Here is a 19707-nt window from a genome sequence, read left to right on the forward strand (position 1 = left end):
TCCTTACAGAAGTCTTCCCAGCGGGCCAAGGTCGAGGTTGAGATCCTCTTCTTCCAGGCCGAATTCCTTTCGCAGCCGCTCAATTTCCCGACTTTGCTGCATCAGGGCCAGGCCCAGCCTTTCCACCTGCTGGCTGCTCAGGGAACCGGACTCCACCCGACGGATGGCTTGCCGCTCCAGCAATTCGTGCAGCACTTTGACCAGAGTCAGCACCAGTTGTCCCAGCCCGTTCTTCTGCTGGTTGCCGTCGAGGTTCAGGCGCGGGGTCCGGCAGCGCCGCATCTGGTGTAACTCGGAGCCGGGGAGTCTGTCGACCTCCATCACCCGAGCGAATTCGCTCAGGTTGTCGGACTCCACCCGCGCCGGGTCACAAGGCTGCATCTGTCATCTCCCCAGTCCGCGCTCCGGAATCCGCCGCGGCGCCATGCCAGCCCAGGCGCGCCGTTTCGATGGAGGTCAGCACCAGTTTCAGCCCCAGATAGATGAGGTCGATTCCGGCTACCGCAATGGTCGCTTCCCCATCCACCACCACGCCCTTGTTCAGCACTCGGTCCAGCACCTCGCACAAGGAAATTCGCTGCGAATCATTCAAGGTCACCCGTGGCGCCGTCACAAGGTCGGCTGCGGTTGTATTCTCAATCGGCATGGACCACACTCGATTCCGTCGCCGTGCGCTGATACAGCGCCTCTCCCAGGTCGCGCAGCCCGTGCAGTCCGCGAATCTCTCCGTGGCGGTAGACGCGGGTGATTCGGCCGAGAAAATTCCTTTTGAATCTCTCGCAGATCAGCGATTCCTGGCGGCTCAGGGAGGAGCACAACCCGCAATCGCTGGGTGGCGTGAGCAGGTTGATGAACAGTCCCGGCACCGAGATCCGTAAACGTCCGCAGGCCGCCAGCAGGTCGCGCGTCTCCTCAAAAGCCATTGCGGTCGGGATGCTCACCGCGTAGAGGGCCGAACCAGTCGGATCCTTCAGCAACCGCCGCAGCATTTTCAGATTCTTGGACATCTCCACCAGCTTCTGGGAAAACGCAGTTAGCCGGAAAAGCTGCCGGTACCTCAGCAGCACGTCAAAAAACGCTTTCAGCCATTGATCGATGACCTCTGGGAGCTCCAACAGCCGGATCAGGTGGCCGGTGGCGGCCGAATCCAGCACCAGCACGTCATAGTCCCGCGAAGCCAGCAGCGCCATAACCCGGGTCAAGCCCATCACCTCGTCCAGACCTGGCGGAGAAAGGTCCAGGGCCCGTTCCAAGACCTCGCGGTCGTAAGACAAATCAAAGTTGCCGGAGACCGACTCCAGGAACTTCTCGATATCCCCCGCGTACTGCCGCTTCATCGCCTCAAACTCCGCCTCCGAATCGATTTCCAGGGCGGTCAAGCCGGGCAGGATGCGTCTTGGCTTGGAGTCAATCGCCTGGTCCAGGCACCCCGACAGTGAGTGGGAGGGCCCGGTAGAAACCAGGAGAACTCTTCGTGATGAACATTCCGCCAAGTGAAGGGCAGCGGCGCAGGCCAGGGTTGTCTTGCCCACGCCGCCCTTGCCGGCAAAAATCAGCAGCGCAACTCCCGGCCCGGGAACCTGCATCCCTTCTCCTTCCTGGACTGCCGGCAGCGCCATTTCCTCCGCCACCTCCGCCGGAGGCTCGCGGATGGGCCGGGCCGCATCCCAAAATGGCTCCAGTGCGCTTGCTCCTCGGACTTCTTCGGCGTGTAGGGGAATGCCCCACAGCGCGAACCTGGGCAGGCAAGTCTCAAGAAATAGTTTCCGGAGAGAGCGGGCCTGCAGGAAGTACTCATGGCGGCAGACGCTGCAGTCATTCACCGGGTACAGCTTGTTGACGATGATGTCGCGCACCGGCAGCTGGAGATAATCCGCCTCCTTCACAATCGAGACCGTTTCTCGGAGGCTCATCGGCTCCGCCAGCATGACCAGAACGAAACTGCAGCGCTGGGAATCCACCAGGACTTCCTCCACACGTTTCACCGAGCCGGCCAGGTCATCCAGGAATGCGTCCAGTTCGTCGCGCTCGCGGGAGCGAGAAAACTTCCATCTCATGTAGCGGTGCTTGGCGAGCAGGGTCTCCAGCATGGCCAGCCACTTGCGCAGGAATTCCGGCATGGTCAACAGGCGCAGGGTGTGACCGCTGGGAGCGGTGTCAACAAGGATGCAGTCGTACAGGCGATGTTCTACCCAAGCCGCAATCTCCAGAAACGCGATCAACTCGTCCAGGCCCGGCAGAGACAGGTCGAGGAAGCGGTTGATCTCGTCGTCGTCCAAGAAAGTTCCGCGCGAGGCGATCTCGCGCAGATGGTGGTTGTGCTTCTGCTTGAACTTCAGCAAGTATTTCTCGGAGTCCAGTTCCAGAACCTTCAGGTTGTGCGGCGGGACCAGATCCGCCAGGCTGTCGGCCAGAGAGTGCGCCGGGTCGGTCGAGACCAGCAGAAACGATGACTGGGGCGCGCGCCTCGCCAGGCGCAATGCCGAGGCGGTGGCACAGGTGGTCTTGCCCACACCGCCTTTTCCGCCGAAGATCAGCAACTGCAAGCCGCGAGGCGCCAGAAAGCTCGGCTCTGGCTCCTTCACTTTCCCTCCCCCTGCGATGCTTCCTGCCATGGTTCCTTCTCGCTATTCGATCGTCGGCGCCGGCCTTTGGATCTGGTCCAGCCGGTCCAGCAGGAGCTTCTCCTGCTGGGCGAATTCTTGTTCGGTGATCTTCCCCGTCTCCAGCATCATGTAGAGAGTGCTGAGCTCCGCCGTGATGGATTCGGCGCCGTTCGCTATCTCCTCGTGGGCGGCGTGATGTATCTCCTCGAAAATCCAGCGCAAGCCGCGAAACGGAGCCAGCAGGATATCGTCCACCAAAATCACCGGCAGCCTCCCCTTTGGCGCTTACAGCAGCAGTTCCACATCCACGAAGTTGTGCGGCGCCCAGGGCCCGTTGTAGTCGAGGGCAAAATTGTTGTCGAACTGCTTCGCCAACTCAAATACCGACGACTCAAAGCGGGCCATCGCATCTTTTCGAATCAGGCAAGCCAGGTTCATCACCTCGCGCTCGTTGCGGCATTTCAACGGCCGGATTTCGCACTCCCGCGTCTGGAGCATTTCCATCGCCCGCGTCTCGTAGGCTTCCCGGTCCCGGGTGAGCAGGCGGTCGAACATGCTGCCAACCTCGATCTTGTGCTCCTGCGTGGGCGCGCAGTTCACCCCCAGCAGCCGGTCACGCGCCAGCCCCAACTCGGGATGCGTGTTGACGAAATACTCGAAGATATTGGGAACGTCCCAGGTCACCCGCAGTCCCATCTCTACCTTGCCTGCTAGGCGCTCCAGTTGCCCCACCAGAGACTGGTGGTTGCGCGCCAGCATTCGCCGTACGGTCGCCGGGCTCTCGGCGACGATCCCAAATTTCATGGGCAAAGGAGTGCTCTCCGCCATGAGCCGCTTCAAGACTTCGTGATGGGCGGTCAGGCGTGCACGTTCCGGGCGCACTCCCTCGCCCGAAAAGGCGCTGACCACGGCCGCCACCTTCCCCGCCGCAATCGAATACACGTTTTGTCCGTCGATGCCGAACCCGCCGTAGACGCGCTCCCGCCCGCCGGTGATGATGGCGTACAGGTAAGTCTTCTGGCGCGCGGCGGGCCCCGGCGCATATTGCGTCGTCGGCCTGGGAGTCACACTATGGCTAGGCACAAATTTTCTCCTTGGCGTGCATGCGGGCGCGGGGAGATAGAGGCTGGACCCGCGCCGTCATTTTCCACCCCGGCTAGTACCGGATGCGGAACGGCTGCGCCCGTACCCGGGACGGCGGCTTGGCTCCGGCTCCCGCGTTTTTTTCCTTGTGCGCCGCCAGAGCCTGCAACAAGCGCGCCTGCTCCGAATCGATCTCCCGGAGCCGGGCGTCCAACTCTGCCACCCGCCGCACCGCACTGGTTCGCTCTGTCGCCCGCCGTGTCTTTTCGAGCTCCAGGCAGGCAACCTGCAGATGCGCCCGGTGCGGAACCGTGATGGGGTCCACTTTCCCTGCCATGGTGCGGATCGTCCTGAGCCCTCGCAGTGGAATCGCCATGGTTACTCCTTCTCCCGTTTCCGCCCGCGCTCGTTGCGGCGCCGCGGCAGGACTGCGCTGCACACGTTGTGAATCGTTTCCTCCACCTTGTCCCCCATGAGCGATTGGCCCTCGTGAGTGACTTTCGCGGTGTCGGTGTTGAGCACGTCATGGCAAATCGTCTTGAAGGTGGCGTCGTCGGGACTGGCCGAGCCCTTCCCGTGAGCCAGAATGCGGGCGATTGCGATGCCGGCCCGGATGCTGGGCCGATGATTGTTAACGCCAATCCCGCGCAGCTCGCGGATGATGTCGATGATGATTTCCGCGTCCCGCCGTCCCAGGCCCGATTTGGCCATGGCGATCTCGATCTCGGTCTCGCGGTCGAAGTGTCCCAGGTTGAGGGTGATCAGTCGGTCCAGCAGCGCGTCCTGAGTTTTGTGCACCCCCGCATACTCTTCCGGATTAGAAGTCAGGATGGCCCGAAAGCCAGGGTGCACGTGCAGGTTGCCCTCCCCGGAGCGGCGCAGATTGGGCAAACTCAGGATCTTGCCCTCCAACACTCCGAGCAGGACATTGTTCGCCTCCGGGCGGGAGCGGTTGAATTCGTCGTAGATCAGGGTGTAGCCGTTGAGGCAGGCGGTAGTCAGGCGGCGGTCTTCCCAGACCGTGCTCAGGCTCTCCTCCGTCTTCACTACCGAGTGAATGTAATTGTCCACCAGCTTGGACTTGTGGTAGCCCGAGTCCTTGCCCACCAGGTCGGAGCTGGCGTACTCGTCGTCGCCATGGATGAGAATCACCGGCCGGCCGCGCTGGCTGGCCACGTGCAACGCCAGCGTCGTCTTGCCGGTGCCCGCCGGACCCGCAAAGTGCAGCGCGTATCCCACATCCATGTAAGTCAGCGCGCGGCTGGTCAGAGCGTCGATATAGGGGGTCACCACGAAGCTATCGCTGGGCTCGGGAACAACATGGCTTTCTTCAGTCAATATCTTTAGCTCGGCCTGCGGGATCAGCTGATGTCCATCGCCGTTGCTGGGCGGCCTAGGGCCGGCAGCGGTGATTGCGGTTGCGGGATCAGAAAGTGACGCCACGGTTCCACTCCTTTCGAGCTTTGGGGTCAGGGCTGGCGCCGGACGCTACCGCCACGGCGCCCGCCCGCCGGTTAGGCCTGTACGCGTCTGCCCCAAACGCGCCGCACCATCGCCAGATCATCCCGCATTTCCCTGGCTTGCTCACTCACCCCGTGCTTGAGGTCGTTCAGGAAAGTCGTCCGGCTATCGTGGGCGCGCTGGGCTTTGCGCGCCAACGCGTCCGCAAAAGTGGCACAGCTTTCCACCACCTCTACCTGACGCGCTTTGCTCGCCGCTGCCAGTTCTTTTTTCAACTGTTCGCGGTCCGCCCGCAGCGCCTGGATCTCTTCGCATAGGCGAGTCATGTCTTCGGTCATCTTGGGCACGGTCACCCTCCTTATTCTGTGTGTTGTTCCGTCACTAAGGCCGCCTGAACCAAAGGGAGGGCCGGGACACAGCCCTCCCGACTTGGTTGCGGCTGCTGGCCTCGGTTACGACTAAGCCGGAGCCGCGGCGTTTGCCGTCAGGCCGATGGCCTCGGCGTACTTCAGGTAGGTTTCGACAGAGGCGATCACTACCCGGGCTTCGACCGATAGCAGCTCGATCCCAACCAGCGAAACCTTCGCCCACACGTCGATGACGATGCCTTTATCAAGAATCCGATCTACCACTTCGGCCAAACTGGAGGAATCGGTAGACTTTTGGACCTTCGCCATGTTGTATCTCCTTTCAAATTAGAACGACGATTAACCTTCTTTCGCAGTCGACCATTGAACCGACGCTGCGATCCCGTCTCCCGTGCTAGAGCAACGCGGCTGCCACGAACTGTGCGAAACGGAAGGTTTTTCTTTTGCCGCGGCAGAAAGCTGTCCGCGAGTAGGGAGCCACCTGGCAACGGTGTGCTGGCCGGCCCGCGTACGCCCCTGCAATGCTGGACTTAGGCTTGAAGGGTTCAAGCGAACAACCGTGGCCCGAACCGAGTGACTTTGGTTTGCTAACTGGGCATGCTGCACCAGCGTTCCTAGCGCGCGGGCGCGGACTATGGAGCACAAGGGTCACTAGTGAGGCATGGTGTCCACAGAATGAGGTATGGTTTTGGTGCTATAGAATCGCGCCGCCATCACTGCTATCGACGAAGTTGTACGGCGGCCATGGCCCGCTCAACAGCAGTCTGAACGACTGGTTTTTCAGACTCAAGCTCGCCTTGCGAAACTCTTCCACGGACGATTGCGGCACCAGAAAGTAGAGAGAGAGAAGGCCCTCGCTCCTGGCAGAAGACCGTTCCACTTTGCGGCGGCGGAACAGCCCGGCAAGGGAAGCGCATAACGCCTCCACCAATTCGCTCTCCCACTCCGCCATGCGGTCAGCGTTGCGGTAGGAGAGCTTCTTGGCCAATAAATAGGAAGCGCCTGGCGGCTGGGCGGAAGGAAGCTGCGGCGGCGAAACCGCCGTCGAGCCCACCTTGGCGCGGTCAGGAGCGCCGTCGATCAGAAGTTGGATTCCCATCTCGGCGAAGCCGTCGAGTGCCTGTAGCAAGGCTCGGTATTCCGCCTGGCGCGTTTCTAGGAGCGCCGTGACCTCGCGCCGCTCGCCTGCCATGGCTCCGAAGCGCAGCGGGATCACCGTCCGAAGTCGGAAGAAGAACTCGACCACCTGCTCGTGCGCGACCAGGCTAGGCACATCCGCAGGCGGCTCCAGTCCGGGCAGCTCGGAAACCGCCACGCCCAGGTCCAGGTAGCTAACCACCTCGACCGGCAGCCCGGCTACGCCAGTGGGCAGCTCCACTCCCAGCCGCAGTGGAGGGCCGAAGATTGCGTACAGCAGGCAGCTCACGGCGCGACCACCGGAGCCAGCGGAGGAACGAAACGGAAGGGAGGCCAAGGGCCAGAGGCTTCAAACTGCAGTCCTTGCCCAGCGTGGGCCAGATTGGCTCGGTCCACGTCTTTCAGAAACGGAGAAAGGGTGCATTGCGGCAGCAGGAAGACCCAATGCAACGCTTCCTCAACTCCTTCATCGGAGCGCTCCGCGGGAAGCGGAACGCATTCGCGGAAGTCGGTGGCGTGCTGGGCCAGATTGTGCGCAACCCGCCGCAGGGTCTGCTCCAGCCAACTTCCCAGCTCACGCTCCGCGTACTGGTGGAGGCGCCGCTGGGTCAAGTAGCGGGCGCCCTCGGAGAGCCCGGACAACTGTTCCCCTTCCCCAGTCTGCCTTTCTGAAGCCAACGCCTGCTGGGCTCGCTTCCGGTCGAGCCGGCATTTCACCGACCATTCTCGGTGGCCCGTCACCCGCTGGAGAAACCGGGAAATGGCTTCCTGGTGCGCATCCATGAATTCGGTGAGGGCCGGCAATGACGAGAACAGCGTGCCAAAGCGCACCGGCAATACTGGAGAGTGTTCCATCACTGCTTCAATGACCGCTTCGTGGCGCAGGGCGCGCGGCCCCACCCAGGACAACTGCTGCATCTGGCGCTCCGCCACCGGGCCGCAGAACTCTTCCCGCGCCACTTCGCCTATGACCGCGCACACTTCTGCCGAGTGGCGGAAAATACGCACCGGGTTGTGCTCGTCGACGACGACGCCGGCCATCTGCCGGGCCTGCTCGGGGCGGGCAAAGCAGAACAGGTAGAGAACGACTTCGCTTTCCTGCATCAGGTTCGTTGCCCGACCCGGCGGCCGGCCTCCTCCATGGCCGCCTCGAGGTCGGCGGACTCAATGGCCACCTGCGGCAGAGCGCCTCCGCGACGCCAGGTCCTGCGCGCTCACCTGAGCGGCCAGGGGTTTGTTCCGCAACTGCACCTGGAAGATCTCCCGGCGCCCGGCTTCGTCGGGAAGCGGGATCTCCACGATTTCATCGAAGCGGCCGGGCCGCACGATGGCCGGATCCAGCATGTCTGCGCGGTTAGTGGCGCCCAGCACCAGCACCCCCCGCAATTCTTCCACCCCATCCATCTCGGCCAAGAACTGGCTCAGAACTCGCTCCGAGACGTGCGCGTCGGAGCCGCCGCCACCGCGGCTGGGCACCAGCGCGTCGATCTCGTCGAAGAAGATAATGCAGGGGGCCGCCTGCCGCGCCTTGCGAAAAATGTCACGCACCGCCCGCTCCGACTCCCCCACGTACTTGGAGAGCAGCTCCGGCCCCTTGACCGAGATGAAATTCACCTTGGTTTCGCTGGCCATGGCTTTGGCCAGAAGGGTCTTGCCGCATCCCGGAGGCCCCGACAACAGGATCCCCTTGGGCGGCTTGACGCCGGCCTGATGGAACAGGTCGGGGTAGCGCAGCGGCCACTCCACCGCCTCCACCAAGCGCGTCTTGATCTCCGCCAGCCCGCCTACATCTTCCCAGCTCACGTTGGGGACATCGACAAACACCTCGCGCATGGCGGAGGGCTCGATGGTCTGCAGCGCGGCCAAGAAATCGTCCATCTCCACTTCCAGCTTGGCCAGTTGATCGTAGGGGATTCGGGCCAAGCCGAAGTCCACGTCGGGCAGGATGCGGCGCAGGCAAATCATGGCCGACTCCCGGCACAGCGCTTCCAAGTCAGCACCCACGAAACCGTGGGTGATCGCCGCCAGGTGGGGAAGATCGACTTTGTTCCCCAGCGGCATGCCGCGGCTGTGGATCTCGAGAATCTGCTGGCGCCCTTGGCGGTCGGGAATGGGAATGGAAATCTCCCGGTCGAACCGCCCGGGCCGCCGCAGCGCCGGGTCCAGCACTTGCGGCAGGTTGGTAGCGGCGATCACGATCACTTTGCGCCGGGAGGCGAGCCCGTCCATCAGCGCCAGCAACTGCGCCACCACTCTTTTTTCCACGTCGCCCACCACCTGCTCGCGGCGGGGGGCGATGGCGTCGATTTCGTCCAGGAAGATAATGCTGGGGGCCTTGCGGTCGGCCTCCTCGAAGATTTTCCGCAGGTGCGCTTCGCTCTCGCCGTAAAACTTGTGGATGACCTCTGGGCCGCTGACGGAGAAGAAGCTGGCTTGGGTCTCGTGCGCGATGGCGCGAGCGATCAGCGTCTTGCCGCAGCCCGGTGGCCCGTACAACAGCACCCCTTTGGGGGCATCGATCCCCAGACGCTCGAACACCTCGGGGTAGCGCAGGGGAAGCTCGATCATCTCCCGGATGCGGACCAGGTAGTGCTTCAGTCCGCCAATGTCCTCGTAAGAAATCGCGCGCTCGGCGGCTCCCTGCGGCTTGGCCTTGGACATCAGCAACTGGGTGTCGGCTCCGATCAGCACTGGGCCTTTGGGTACCGTGCTCTCCACCTTGAAGTCGGCCCAGCGCGATCCGAACAACGTGGCCCGAATGCGGTTTTCCGCCAGCACCGGCAACCCGTCCAGGCGACTGCCGATGTAGTCCATATCCCGCTCCGACGGGACGATGTTGGTCGGGACCAGGACCACCCGCTCCGCCGCCGGGCAGGCAATCGGTCGTACCACGACATGTTCATCCAGCCCGATGGCCGCGTTCTCCCGCGTCAGCCCATCCAGTTGCACCTGGGACTGGCCGCGCATCTCCTTGTATGCCGGCATGGCCTTGCAGACGGTCCGGGCTTTGCCGGCGACTTCCACGATGTCTCCGACCTCCACCCGCAGCCGGAGCAGGTCCTCCGGCCCCATGCGAGCGTAGGCCCGACCCACGTCCTTGCTGAGCGCCTCGCTGACTTTCAGCTTCAGTGGCTTGTCGCCCATTTCCATGCTGCTCCCTTGGCTTTGGAACTACTTCGCCCACCGGATTTCCAACACCCCGTTGTTGCAGTTGACCTGCATCTTCTCTTTCGGGACGCTGCGCGGCAGGAGAACTTCTTTGCGGTACTTCTTGTCGCCGCGCTCGGCGGCGATGGTTAGAACATCGTCCTCCAGTTCGATCTGGACATCTTCCTTGCTGATGCCGGGCAACTCGGCCAGCACCAGCAGGTGCTCCTCTTCGTCGAAGACATCCACCATCGGCTCGCGCACCTCCTGTACCTCGGTGCGCCCGGAGCTGGCATCTCGGCGAAGATTCCCAAACGGCTCGATGCGCGGCCCCTGATCTCCCAGGCCTACTTTCACGGTGAATCCGTAGATGCCCCGGACTTGTTCTCCCGAACCGCGAATGGTCCCGGTCTTGGATACCACGCCCTGCTGTTCCAGGTCGGCCAGTTTCTCCACCAAGTCTCCCAGGCCGCGGAGGATTCCGCCTATGCCGCCTTCCAATCCGCCGTGTGTGTCTTTCTCTCTCCTCTTTTCCACTTAGAACTCTCCTTTTCTCGTTCTCTCAGCGGGAATGCCGTACTCTTTGAGTTTGAGGTGAATGGTCTTGTAGTCGATGTGCAGCAAGCGCGATGCCCTGGCTTTGTTGCCGCCGGTTTCCCGCATCACGCGCAGCAGAATCTCCCGCTCCAGGGCAGCGATCCTCGGTTGCACAATGTCTTTCAGGGATAAGCCGTTCCAAGGCTTCTGCCCGGCCGCCGCATAACCCGCATCGTCCTCCGAAATCGCCGCGACCTGCGGCGGAGCGGTGGGAATGGCCAGATGGTGCTCGTCGATGGTGTCATCCGCCAGAAGAACCGCCCGCCGGATCATGGAGCGCAGCTCGCGGACGTTGCCTGGCCAGTGGTAAGCCAGCAGGGCATCGGCCGCACCCTGGGTAAAGTTCTCCACCTTCTTATGCAGTTCGGCGTTGGTGAGGTTCAGAAAGCGCTGGGCCAGATACGGGATGTCCTCGCGCCGCTCCCGCAGGGGGGGGAGTTTGATGGTGTATTCGTTCAGACGGAAGTACACATCACGGCGAAACAGACCTTGTTTGCTTTCCGCCGCCCGGTGCAGATCCTGATTGCTGGCCGCAAGAATTCGCACATCCACGGGGATGTGCTGCGTACCGCCAATGCGACAAATGGTTCTCTCCTGCAGCACGCGCAGAAGTTTGGCCTGCGATCCCAGGGGCATATTGGAAACTTCGTCCAGGAAGAAGGTTCCACCCGAGGCCATTTCGAACCTCCCAATCCGGCGGTGGTCCGCCCCGGTGTACGCCCCTTTCTCGTGTCCGAAAAGCTCGCTGTCCAGCAGCGTCTCCGGGACGGCGCCGCAGTCCACGGTCAGCAGCGGATTCTGCGAGCGGAAGCTGAGAGCGTGAGTGGCGCGCGCGACCAGTTCCTTGCCCGTTCCGGTTTCCCCCAGAATGAGCACGCTAAAGTTGGTTTTGGCTACGCGAGCGACCTCCGAGGCCAAGCGGCTGATGACGCTGCTGGGACCCATCGACTCCCGCAGCGAGGCCTCGTCTTCCACCTGTGAGGACAGGCAGCGCAGCTTGCGCTTGAGGGAGCGCTCATTCAAGGCGCGGAACACAACCCGCAGCACCTCGTGGTGCTTAAGCGGCTTCTCCAGGTAGTCGTGGGCGCCGGCCCGCATGGCGGCCACCGCTGCCCGAATCTCCGGTGTGTGAGTCATCAGAATCACCGGCAGATCCTCATCCAGCGCCTTGGCTGCCTTCAGGGCCTGCATCCCGTCCATGTCCGGCAATCTGGAAGCCAGGATCAGCGTGTCGGGAACCTCGGAGCGGATTTTCTCCAGCCCAGCTTCCCCGGTGTGGGCGATGACCGCGGTTAGGCCTTCGCGCCGCATGTACTCGGAAAGCAGGCTGCACGCCTCCGCTTGCTCGTCCACAATCAAAATCTTGCTTCCCGCAGGCATGATGGCGTTCTGTCTCCCAACTTCTAAAGATGGCAAATGGTGCGAACTACTCGGATGTCCTTGGCCAGGCAGGACTCCACCGAGTGCAGCATCCCCAGCAAAAGCAGGCCGGTTTCACCCTTCCGCAGCGTGGCGTTGATCCTGGCTCCGAGGTACTGGTCGCGCCGCTGGAGCAAGGAATCTTGCACACTCCTTCCCCGAGGCGGGACCTGCGCCGGGACTTTCGACCGCGGTACGGAGAAGGCTTGCTGCAGGAGCTGATACTCCTCGACCAGCAACTCGGGTGATTCCGTGCCCATGATGGTGGCGCCCTTTTCCTTCAGCTTCAACAGCAGTTGATGGTTGCGGCTCCCCGCCTTGGCCAGCTCGCTGACGATTTCCAACTCGTGGCCGCACACCGGCAACCCGTCCTGGTAGACACGAACCCGCTCGTAGGAAAGTGCCAGGCTCTCCAGGGTCTGTTCGATATGGGACCACAGCTCGTTGACCAGCTTGAGGTTGCGCGCCCAGTTCTTTTTGCCCAGCTTCGCCACTTTCAGGCGCTGGATTGGCTCGCTGAGCGCTCCCAAGTCGGCTTGGGTGTGAATGATGGGAATCAGGATCAGAGTGCGCTGGCCCGCTGGGGTGGGGGGGTCGGGAGGCAAATTGGCTTTTTTTCTCCATGTTTCGCGCAAGGTATGTGTATCTCTGGAGCGTACCGCAGAAGAGAGGGGAGCAACGGCGGCAGGGAGTGTTTTGTTAAGCCCTCAGTGCCAAACTGGGTCGAGTTTCAAATTAGGACCAGCCGTTGTCATCGCTTGGCATCCGGCGACCATTTCGGAAATCGCCACGCCGAGCGCGTAGTGTTGGCCGCGCTGTGATCTCGCTCCCCAGCCCAGGATCAAAAAAAGGAAGGCGGCAGGTTTGCCGCCTTTCCTTCCGTCGCAGCCGCATCCCCCTTGCGGTCGCGATTGAACTTGATTGTCCAGCGCCGGACCTTACGACCTCCTAGCAAAGCAATTGGCATTCCAATTTGGAGCGAGGTAAGTCCATTAGCTAATATCGACTTACGCTGGCGGTTTGAAATGATTCCACGAACAACTGCAAAGCTTTGCGACTCTGAACTGGCATTTGCCCAAAGACCGCTTCGCACCTGGGGGACTAGTCTAACGGCGCAGATTTGGGAAATTGACGAAGCTCGGGAGGGAATCAGTGCCCGATGAGGTTGAGACTCCGCGATGCTGGTCCAACGTCCACCGCTGATTTCTGTAAACGTGTGCAGCGGCGGTGTTTATCAGCGGAGCGGTCAAACAATGTCGGCGAAAGTGCGTTCCACACGACGGAAGTAGTGCAGGCCAGCGATCAGCAAAAGCAGCACGACGCCGACGGAGATGCCGAGCATGATGCCGGGTTTGTCGCCGCGGCCAAGTAGCGCCCATCGAAAACCCTCGACCACGCCGGCCATGGGATTGAGCCCCAAGACCCAGCGCCAGCGCGCCGGAACCACGGAGCTGGGATAGCCCACGGGTGTGGCCAACATCCAGAATTGAACGAGAAATCCGAGCGTGTACTGGACGTCACGATAGCGAACGTTAACGGCGGAGAGCCAAATGCCGGCGGTCAATGCGGTGAGCACGGCGAGCAGCACAAACAGCGGGAGAAGGAACACGCCGTAGCCGGGCGGGACGCGATAGTACACCATCATGCCGAGCAGCAGGACGAAGGCGATGGCGAAGTCGAGCAGGCCGGCAATAACGGAGGCGATGGGAATCACCAGGCGCGGGAAATAAACCTTGCTGATGAGGTTCTGGCTTTGCACCAGGCTGTTGCTGGATTGTCCGAGTCCAAAGGCGAACAGTTGCCAGGGCAGGAGGCCGCAGAAGGCGAAGATTGGATAAGGCACCGGCACCGGGACTTTAGCGACGCGTCCGAACAGAAAGGTGAAGATGACCATGAGAAACAGCGGTTGCAGAAGGGCCCAAGTGGCGCCGAGCGCAGTCTGCTTGTAGCGCACCTTGATGTCGCGCCAAGCGAGGAAATAGAGCAGCTCGCGGTTTTCCCAAAGCTCGCGCAGGTTGACCGCCGAGAGGCCCCGGGATGGGGCGATCAGGGTGACTGTGGGGGCAGCGGCGCCGCGATTCGGCGCTTGGCTGAATTTCGCTGCGCTCAGGCCGGGGGCCGACACAGGACCTCCTCGAGCCGATGGCGGAATGCGGAAAAAGAAAAGTTGGTTTCGAGTCGACGCAGTCCGGCGCGACCCATGGCTTGGCGGAGGGCTTCGTCGCTGAGCAGGGCGGTGATGGCGAGCTCCAAGCTGCGGGCGTCGCCAGGGGCAGTGAGCAGGCCGCTCTCGCCGTCCACGATGACCTCTGGAACGGCGGCGGCGCGCGCGCCGATGCACGGCTTTGCGTACTGCATGGCCTCCAGGAAAACGATGCCGAACCCCTCTTTCAGGCTGGGGAGGACGAAAACGTCGCATGCCTGGTAATAGAGCGGCAAGTCCTCCTCCGAAACGCGGCCGGTGAACCTCACTCTATCATCGAGGCGGAGTTGGGCTGCAAGCCGTTGCAGGCGGGCGCGGTCTCTGCCCTCGCCCACTACCACGAGGAAAACATCGGGCGCCTGCTTAAGCACCGCCGGCATGGACTCCAGGATGAGGTCAATCCTCTTATAAAACTCGGTCTCGTGGAGGCGCGAGACGCTCAGCAGCATGCGACCGGCAGGCAGGCCGAGCCGGGCGCGTGCGTCGCCAGCATCGGCTCCGCCATAAAAAGGATCGAGCGTGTCAGGAAAGGTGGTGAAGGACAGCCCGTTGACCTGATTATGCAGGCGCATCTCGTCGCGGGTAAAGTCGCTGACGGTCAACACTTCATTCAACTGCCGCACGCCCCAGCGCTGCAAGAGGGAGAGCGGCTTCCACACCTCAATGCCGTGCACGACGAGGATGAAATCCACCGCCGTGGCAGAGACCTTCATGAGCGGCAACACCGGGCAGAAGTTGACGTGGCCAATGATAGCGGTGGTGGCGCGGGAGGCGGCGCGCACGGCAGCGCTCACGAATTGAGTCGAGTTGCGCTGGAACGACCGGTAGGCGACCGCCTCGGGATCGAAGTAGGGAGACTCGCAATGGGCACGACGGCGGTCGTTGAGCACCAGCAACTCGACAGGCCAGCGGCGCGCAACGGCGATGCCGTCGAGCGCCTTGACCAGGGAGCGGTTGAAGGTCTGGATGCCGCCGAAGGCGTCGAGCAGATCGGTGAGCAGCACCAGCACGTGTTGCTGTCCGGCGCGGAGCGCGCCGCGCCTCATCCCGCCGGGCCCGGTGCTGCGCGCCGGCGCAGGTGCGGGCAGGGATGCCGGGGCCACTTCCGCCGGAGCACGTAAAGAAACCGCAGGCACCGCAGCAGCGCGGGCGGCCGCGACCGGTTGCTCGGCTTCCATAGCACGCGTCAACACCGACAGCGCCCATGGCCGCGACCAGTGCACTCGGCCCTGGCGAAACTGCGCCCACAGTTCTTGCACGGCGTGCGATTCAAACAACCGACGCGCCTGCACATCGGCTTCGAGGGAGCCGCGATCGGAGCGCAACCATTCGCCGAACGGGAAACTGAAGCCCTGCTTGGGACGGTCCCACACACTCTGCGGCAAACGGTCGCCCAAGGCTTTTACCAACAGGGGCTTCGGCGTGTGCCCTTGCAGCCGACGCCGAGCAGGGACGCCAAGCACGTACTCGACGACACAATTATCGAGGTAAGGAACACGCGCCTCGATGGAGTGGCTCATACTCATGAAATCCGTGTCTTTGAGCAACTGGTTCTGCAGATAGTGGTGGAACTCGAGGCTGACCATGAAATCGGCAAAGCTGGTGTCGGGCGTCTGGTGGGATGCGGGGATGCAGAGGCCGAGATCGCGCACCTCGCGCTCGGTGATGCCGAGAAATTGTTGGATTTGCTGCGGGGCGAAGAGCCCGCGGATTAGGAGGTACATGTTCTCCCAGGTGGGTCGGTTTAAGTAGGTGAGCCGTTCGCGGCGCCCGTAGGGAATGCCGACGTTGTAGGCGGTGCGGACGATGCGCGAGCGCAGGGGTTTGGGGATGCGCGCCATCACCTGGGAGATGCGCCCGACGGAGGCGGCTTGCCGCAGATGTTGATATCCGAGAAAGATTTCGTCGGCGCCGGTGCCGGCGAAAACCACGGTCAGCCCCAGCGCCTTTGCCGCCTTGGAGACGAAGTAGGCATTTACGCCGTCCACCGTGGGCTGGTCCATGGCGCCGAAGATGCGGGGTAATTCCTGGAAGAAATCGCCCTGCGTGAGGCGGACTTCGCCATGTTGCGTGCCGTACTTGCGGGCCACGGCGCGCGCATAGAGGGACTCGTCGTACTCAGGCTCCTCGAAGGTGAGAGTAACGGTCTTGACCGGACGCTGTCCGGCCAGGCTGGCCAAGGCCACCAGGGCTGAGGAGTCAATGCCGCCGCTGAGAAAGATTCCCAGGGGAACGTCGCTGACCGAGTGGGCACGGACGGAGTCGGTCAGTAAGCGCAGGACACGGTCCTCCCCTTTGTCCGCTTCTTTGCGATTACGGAAACACTGGCCCAGGTCCCAGTACTGGCGCACACGAATCTTGCCGTCCTCGGTGGCGAGCAGGTGCGCGGCAGGCAAGGCGCATACGCCACGCACCGTGGTCAGCGGCAGCGGTACGGATCCCAATTGCAGGAAACGCACCATGGCCTCGAGATCATGCCGCTGCGGAACAAGACCGCTGGCCAGCAGCGAGCGGACCTCGGAGGCGAACAGCAGGCGCTCATCGTCAGCAAAGTAGTAAAGCGGCTTGATACCGAAGCGGTCCTTGGCGAGCAGCAGCGCGGGCCGGGCGCCGGTCCGCAGCACGGCGAAAGCAAACATGCCGTGCAGGCGAGGGATCAAATCCTCGCCCCACTCTTCGTAACCGTGGAGCAGCACTTCGGTGTCGGATTCGGAGCGGAAGGAGTAGCCGCGCCCGATCAGTTCGGCGCGCAATTCGCGAAAATTGTAAATCTCGCCGTTGTAGGTGATCCAGGTGCGGCCGTCGTGGCTGCCCATCGGCATGCGCGCCTTTTCCGACAGGTCGAGGATGGAGAGACGGCGCGTGCCCAGCACCGCCGATACTCCCGATCCGCTGGCGCGATAGGAAAAATCGTGGCCGCGGCCGCGGGCTTCGATCTCGCGCAGCACCTGGGCATCGTTGGCGACCGAGTCGGGAAACAGAATGCCCCAATCGTTGGGGCCGCGGTGAATCTCGGCGTCAAGCATCCGGAGTACCGCGGTTACTTCCTGCGATGTCACCGGCCCGGACAGTTTGAGGATTCCCGCGATGCCACACATAGTTATTTAGTTAAGCACACCTTGCGCCGGGACAAGGATTGCACCCGATGGCTCGCTGCAGACCGGCAGCTTCTGAATCTATGATTGAGGCCACCCGCTACGCCACTCGCGCATCACATACAGAAAGTACCTGGGACAGATAGTACCTATGTTTGTTGCCGAAGAGGTGACATTTCGTGTCACCTGACCAGGAAAGCTGCTACTATCGTCGTTCATAACAAAGCGGCCTACATTAATTTAATTGCTACCTGGGCCGTCAGGAGCGGTGGATGGATCCGAGGCAGTTGACCTCAGGGAGCAGCGTACCCGCTCCCTACGAGCCGCAATCGGTTGAATTCCCAAGCATTCCCTTAACATCCGGTTATTACCCGTTCCAGCAGGAAGGTATTTCCGTTTGGGAATACCTGCGGACGCTGTACAAGCACCGCTGGTTGATCCTGGCTTCCCTGGTCATCATGGGAACGCTGGCGACCATCGCCACCCTGAGGATGACGCCGATCTACGAGGCCTCGGGACGAATTGAGGTCAACAAGCCTGCCCAGAACATTCTTCCCTTTAAGGAGTCTGGCACTTACGGTGGCGGCGGGGACGACGACACGGTCGAAATCGAGACGCAGGTCAAGATTTTACAAAGTGACGCGCTGGCGGCGGACGTCGCCCGGCGGCTCTCTCCGACAGCGGCAGCTTATCTGGGCCTCAAAGGCACCCCGGGACTCGGCGCCGGTGAATACGTGAAACTCGATGTGACGCAGGCGGCGCGCTCGGCAGGCCGGATCAAGGGGGGATTGAGCGTAACCACGGTGCCGCGCACGCGGCTGGTGGAGATCCGTTATGCCAGCGCCAATCCGCAGGTGGCGGCGGAAGTCGTCAACACGATGATCGACGCCTACATCGAACACAACATCCGCAGTCACTTCGAGTCCACGATGCAAGCCTCGGAGTGGCTCTCGAAGCAGCTCACCGACTTGCGGGTGAAGTCGGAAACGACGCAACAGAAGCTGGTGGATTACCAGAAGCAGAAGCAGATCGTCGGGGTTGACGAAAAACAGAACATCACGCTGAGCAAGCTCGACCAGTTGAACAAGGAACTGACGACTGCCGAAGCGGAACGGATCCAGAGGGAAGCCACCTACCGCATGACTCAGGCCGACGACCCGGAGCAGATCCACAACCTGGCCAAGAGCGCCGATTCCAACAGCCTGCTGATTGGGTTGAAGCAGCAGCAGGCAACGCTGAGGACGCACATCGCGCAGTTGCAGGTGCTGTACGGGCCGTCGCACCCAAAGATGGTGGAGGCCCGCAACCAGTTGGCGGCGGTCGAAAGCTCCATCCAGACCGAGTTGAAGCGCAACGCGGCGCGGCTGAAAAGCGATTACGAAGTGGCCTTGCAGCGCGAGAGCATGCTGCGGCGGGAGTTCGAGAATCAAAAGTCTGAAGCCAACAAGCTCAACGAGGACGCGATTGAGTACACCATGCTCAAGCGCGACGCCGACACCAGCCGCCAGCTCTACGACGGCTTACTGCAGAAGCTGAAGGAAGCGCAGGTATCGGCGGGATTGAATTCCAGCAACGTGCGCATTGTGGACGCCGCCGCGGTGCCCGCAAGCCCGTCGCGGCCGAACAAGCGGCTGAACATCATGCTGGGCCTGCTGCTGGGACTGGGGAGTGGCATCGGCCTGGCATTCCTGATCGAGTCCCTGGATACGACCGTCAGTTCGCCGGAAGAGGCGGAGTCGGCGGCCGCCCTGCCCTCGCTGGGCGTGATTCCGCTCAGCGCCCGCGCACCGGTACGCAAACTGCTGGCGCGCTCCAGCGGAGCGACGGCTGAGGCCGACAACGAGTCGCACATGATCGCGCACTTCCGGCCGCGCTCGCAGTCGGCAGAGGCCTACCGCGCTCTGCGCACTTCGCTGTTGCTCTCCGGCTCGGGCACGCCGCCCAAGACCATCGTTATCACCAGCCCGCTGCCGCAGGAGGGCAAGACCTCCACGGCGCTCAACAGCGCGGTAGTGCTGACGCAGATGGGCGCGCGCGTCCTGCTGGTGGATTGCGATCTCCGCCGTCCCAGCATTCACCGGGCGCTGGGCATGCCCAACCGCTCCGGGCTGAGCACGCTGCTGGCGACCGGCCAGGGCTTGGAGAACATCATCCTGAAGTCGCAGCAAATCCCGAATCTGTGGGCGGTGCCGGCGGGCCCGCCGCCGCCGCAGCCAGCGGAGCTGCTCTCGACCAAGTTTTTCCAGGATTGCCTAGCGAAATGGAAAGAGGAGTACGACCACGTCATCATTGACACGCCGCCGGTGCTGTCGGTGACCGACGCGGTGGTGCTGTCCGTCTACGCCGATTCCGTGGTGTTGGTGGTGCGCTCCGACGTGACCACCAAGAATGCGCTGCGGCAGGCGCGCGACCTGCTGTTGCAGGTGAATGCGCGTGTCACCGGCACGTTGCTGAACGGGGTGGACCTGACCTCGCCCGGGTCATACTACTATTACTATTCGTACGGTTACGGGCAGAAGAACCGCTACTACAGCGAATCGCGGCATAGCTGACGTTACCCGCGGGCCCTGCGCTGCTCGGAACGCGCAGCC

General features: G+C 62.4%; 18 protein-coding genes. 1 reads left to right on the top strand and 17 read right to left on the bottom strand.

What is annotated here, in order from left to right:
* Positions 1 to 3: 3 nt before the first annotated feature.
* From LAN64_17475 to asnB, 17 genes are all read right to left on the bottom strand, one after another.
* Positions 4 to 381, bottom strand: a complete 378-nt coding sequence (locus tag LAN64_17475; GenBank protein ID MBZ5569621.1) for a gas vesicle protein K — start codon at positions 379 to 381, stop codon at positions 4 to 6.
* Complete coding sequence (locus LAN64_17480; protein ID MBZ5569622.1) at positions 368 to 646, bottom strand: gas vesicle protein; 279 nt, start codon at positions 644 to 646, stop codon at positions 368 to 370. Before LAN64_17480 ends, LAN64_17475 begins: the two co-directional genes overlap by 14 nt.
* Positions 636 to 2615: an ArsA family ATPase gene (locus LAN64_17485; GenBank protein ID MBZ5569623.1), complete on the bottom strand. Its 1980-nt coding sequence runs from the start codon at positions 2613 to 2615 to the stop codon at positions 636 to 638. The genes LAN64_17480 and LAN64_17485 overlap by 11 nt, the downstream gene beginning before the upstream one ends.
* A 12-nt stretch (positions 2616 to 2627) precedes the next feature.
* Positions 2628 to 2870 carry a gas vesicle protein GvpG gene (locus tag LAN64_17490; protein ID MBZ5569624.1) on the bottom strand — a complete coding sequence of 81 codons (243 nt, stop codon included), beginning with the start codon at positions 2868 to 2870 and terminating at the stop codon, positions 2628 to 2630.
* 21 nt (positions 2871 to 2891) lie between these two features.
* A complete protein-coding gene (locus LAN64_17495) occupies positions 2892 to 3674 on the bottom strand; it encodes a GvpL/GvpF family gas vesicle protein (GenBank protein MBZ5569625.1) in 783 nt (260 codons plus the stop codon).
* An 88-nt stretch (positions 3675 to 3762) separates the two neighbouring features.
* Complete coding sequence (locus tag LAN64_17500) at positions 3763 to 4065, bottom strand: hypothetical protein (protein MBZ5569626.1); 303 nt, start codon at positions 4063 to 4065, stop codon at positions 3763 to 3765.
* Between the two features lie 2 nt (positions 4066 to 4067).
* On the bottom strand, positions 4068 to 4982 hold the full coding sequence (gene gvpN / locus LAN64_17505) for a gas vesicle protein GvpN (GenBank protein MBZ5569627.1): 915 nt from the start codon (positions 4980 to 4982) through the stop codon (positions 4068 to 4070).
* A gap of 221 nt (positions 4983 to 5203) precedes the next feature.
* Positions 5204 to 5497, bottom strand: a complete 294-nt coding sequence (locus tag LAN64_17510; GenBank protein MBZ5569628.1) for a hypothetical protein — start codon at positions 5495 to 5497, stop codon at positions 5204 to 5206.
* 111 nt (positions 5498 to 5608) lie between these two features.
* Positions 5609 to 5827, bottom strand: coding sequence for a gas vesicle structural protein GvpA (gene gvpA, locus LAN64_17515; GenBank protein ID MBZ5569629.1), 219 nt, complete (start codon positions 5825 to 5827; stop codon positions 5609 to 5611).
* Between the two features lie 385 nt (positions 5828 to 6212).
* The gene (locus LAN64_17520; GenBank protein MBZ5569630.1) at positions 6213 to 6944 is read right to left on the bottom strand and encodes a GvpL/GvpF family gas vesicle protein; all 732 of its coding nucleotides are present in this window, start codon (positions 6942 to 6944) and stop codon (positions 6213 to 6215) included.
* Positions 6941 to 7759: a GvpL/GvpF family gas vesicle protein gene (locus tag LAN64_17525; GenBank protein ID MBZ5569631.1), complete on the bottom strand. Its 819-nt coding sequence runs from the start codon at positions 7757 to 7759 to the stop codon at positions 6941 to 6943. Before LAN64_17525 ends, LAN64_17520 begins: the two co-directional genes overlap by 4 nt.
* Positions 7760 to 7819: 60 nt before the next feature.
* On the bottom strand, positions 7820 to 9799 hold the full coding sequence (locus LAN64_17530; GenBank protein MBZ5569632.1) for a CDC48 family AAA ATPase: 1980 nt from the start codon (positions 9797 to 9799) through the stop codon (positions 7820 to 7822).
* Between the two features lie 27 nt (positions 9800 to 9826).
* The gene (locus LAN64_17535) at positions 9827 to 10339 is read right to left on the bottom strand and encodes an Hsp20/alpha crystallin family protein (GenBank protein ID MBZ5569633.1); all 513 of its coding nucleotides are present in this window, start codon (positions 10337 to 10339) and stop codon (positions 9827 to 9829) included.
* Positions 10340 to 11779, bottom strand: coding sequence for a sigma-54 dependent transcriptional regulator (locus tag LAN64_17540; GenBank protein ID MBZ5569634.1), 1440 nt, complete (start codon positions 11777 to 11779; stop codon positions 10340 to 10342).
* 23 nt (positions 11780 to 11802) lie between these two features.
* Positions 11803 to 12423, bottom strand: a complete 621-nt coding sequence (locus LAN64_17545; protein MBZ5569635.1) for a hypothetical protein — start codon at positions 12421 to 12423, stop codon at positions 11803 to 11805.
* 641 nt (positions 12424 to 13064) lie between these two features.
* Positions 13065 to 13928, bottom strand: coding sequence for an ABC transporter permease (locus tag LAN64_17550; protein MBZ5569636.1), 864 nt, complete (start codon positions 13926 to 13928; stop codon positions 13065 to 13067).
* A complete protein-coding gene (gene asnB / locus LAN64_17555) occupies positions 13925 to 17119 on the bottom strand; it encodes an asparagine synthase (glutamine-hydrolyzing) (protein MBZ5569637.1) in 3195 nt (1064 codons plus the stop codon). Before asnB ends, LAN64_17550 begins: the two co-directional genes overlap by 4 nt.
* 269 nt (positions 17120 to 17388) lie before the next feature.
* On the opposite strand from asnB, the gene LAN64_17560 reads away from it, so the two are divergent.
* Entirely contained in the window at positions 17389 to 19668 is a 2280-nt protein-coding gene (locus LAN64_17560) for a polysaccharide biosynthesis tyrosine autokinase (GenBank protein MBZ5569638.1), read from the top strand.
* Positions 19669 to 19707: the final 39 nt, after the last annotated feature.

The sequence above is a fragment of the Terriglobia bacterium genome (genome assembly GCA_020073185.1).
In the GTDB taxonomy this organism is placed as follows: Bacteria; Acidobacteriota; Terriglobia; order Terriglobales; family Acidobacteriaceae; genus JAIQGF01.

Coding starts and splice junctions, on each gene's coding strand:
- LAN64_17475 (MBZ5569621.1), bottom strand. CDS start 381: ATGCAGCCTTGTGACCCGGCGCGGGTGGAGTCCGACAACCTGAGCGAA.
- LAN64_17480 (MBZ5569622.1), bottom strand. CDS start 646: ATGCCGATTGAGAATACAACCGCAGCCGACCTTGTGACGGCGCCACGG.
- LAN64_17485 (MBZ5569623.1), bottom strand. CDS start 2,615: ATGGCAGGAAGCATCGCAGGGGGAGGGAAAGTGAAGGAGCCAGAGCCG.
- LAN64_17500 (MBZ5569626.1), bottom strand. CDS start 4,065: ATGGCGATTCCACTGCGAGGGCTCAGGACGATCCGCACCATGGCAGGG.
- gvpA (MBZ5569629.1), bottom strand. CDS start 5,827: ATGGCGAAGGTCCAAAAGTCTACCGATTCCTCCAGTTTGGCCGAAGTG.
- LAN64_17525 (MBZ5569631.1), bottom strand. CDS start 7,759: ATGCAGGAAAGCGAAGTCGTTCTCTACCTGTTCTGCTTTGCCCGCCCC.
- LAN64_17530 (MBZ5569632.1), bottom strand. CDS start 9,799: ATGGGCGACAAGCCACTGAAGCTGAAAGTCAGCGAGGCGCTCAGCAAG.
- LAN64_17540 (MBZ5569634.1), bottom strand. CDS start 11,779: ATGCCTGCGGGAAGCAAGATTTTGATTGTGGACGAGCAAGCGGAGGCG.
- asnB (MBZ5569637.1), bottom strand. CDS start 17,119: ATGTGTGGCATCGCGGGAATCCTCAAACTGTCCGGGCCGGTGACATCG.
- LAN64_17560 (MBZ5569638.1), top strand. CDS start 17,389: ATGGATCCGAGGCAGTTGACCTCAGGGAGCAGCGTACCCGCTCCCTAC.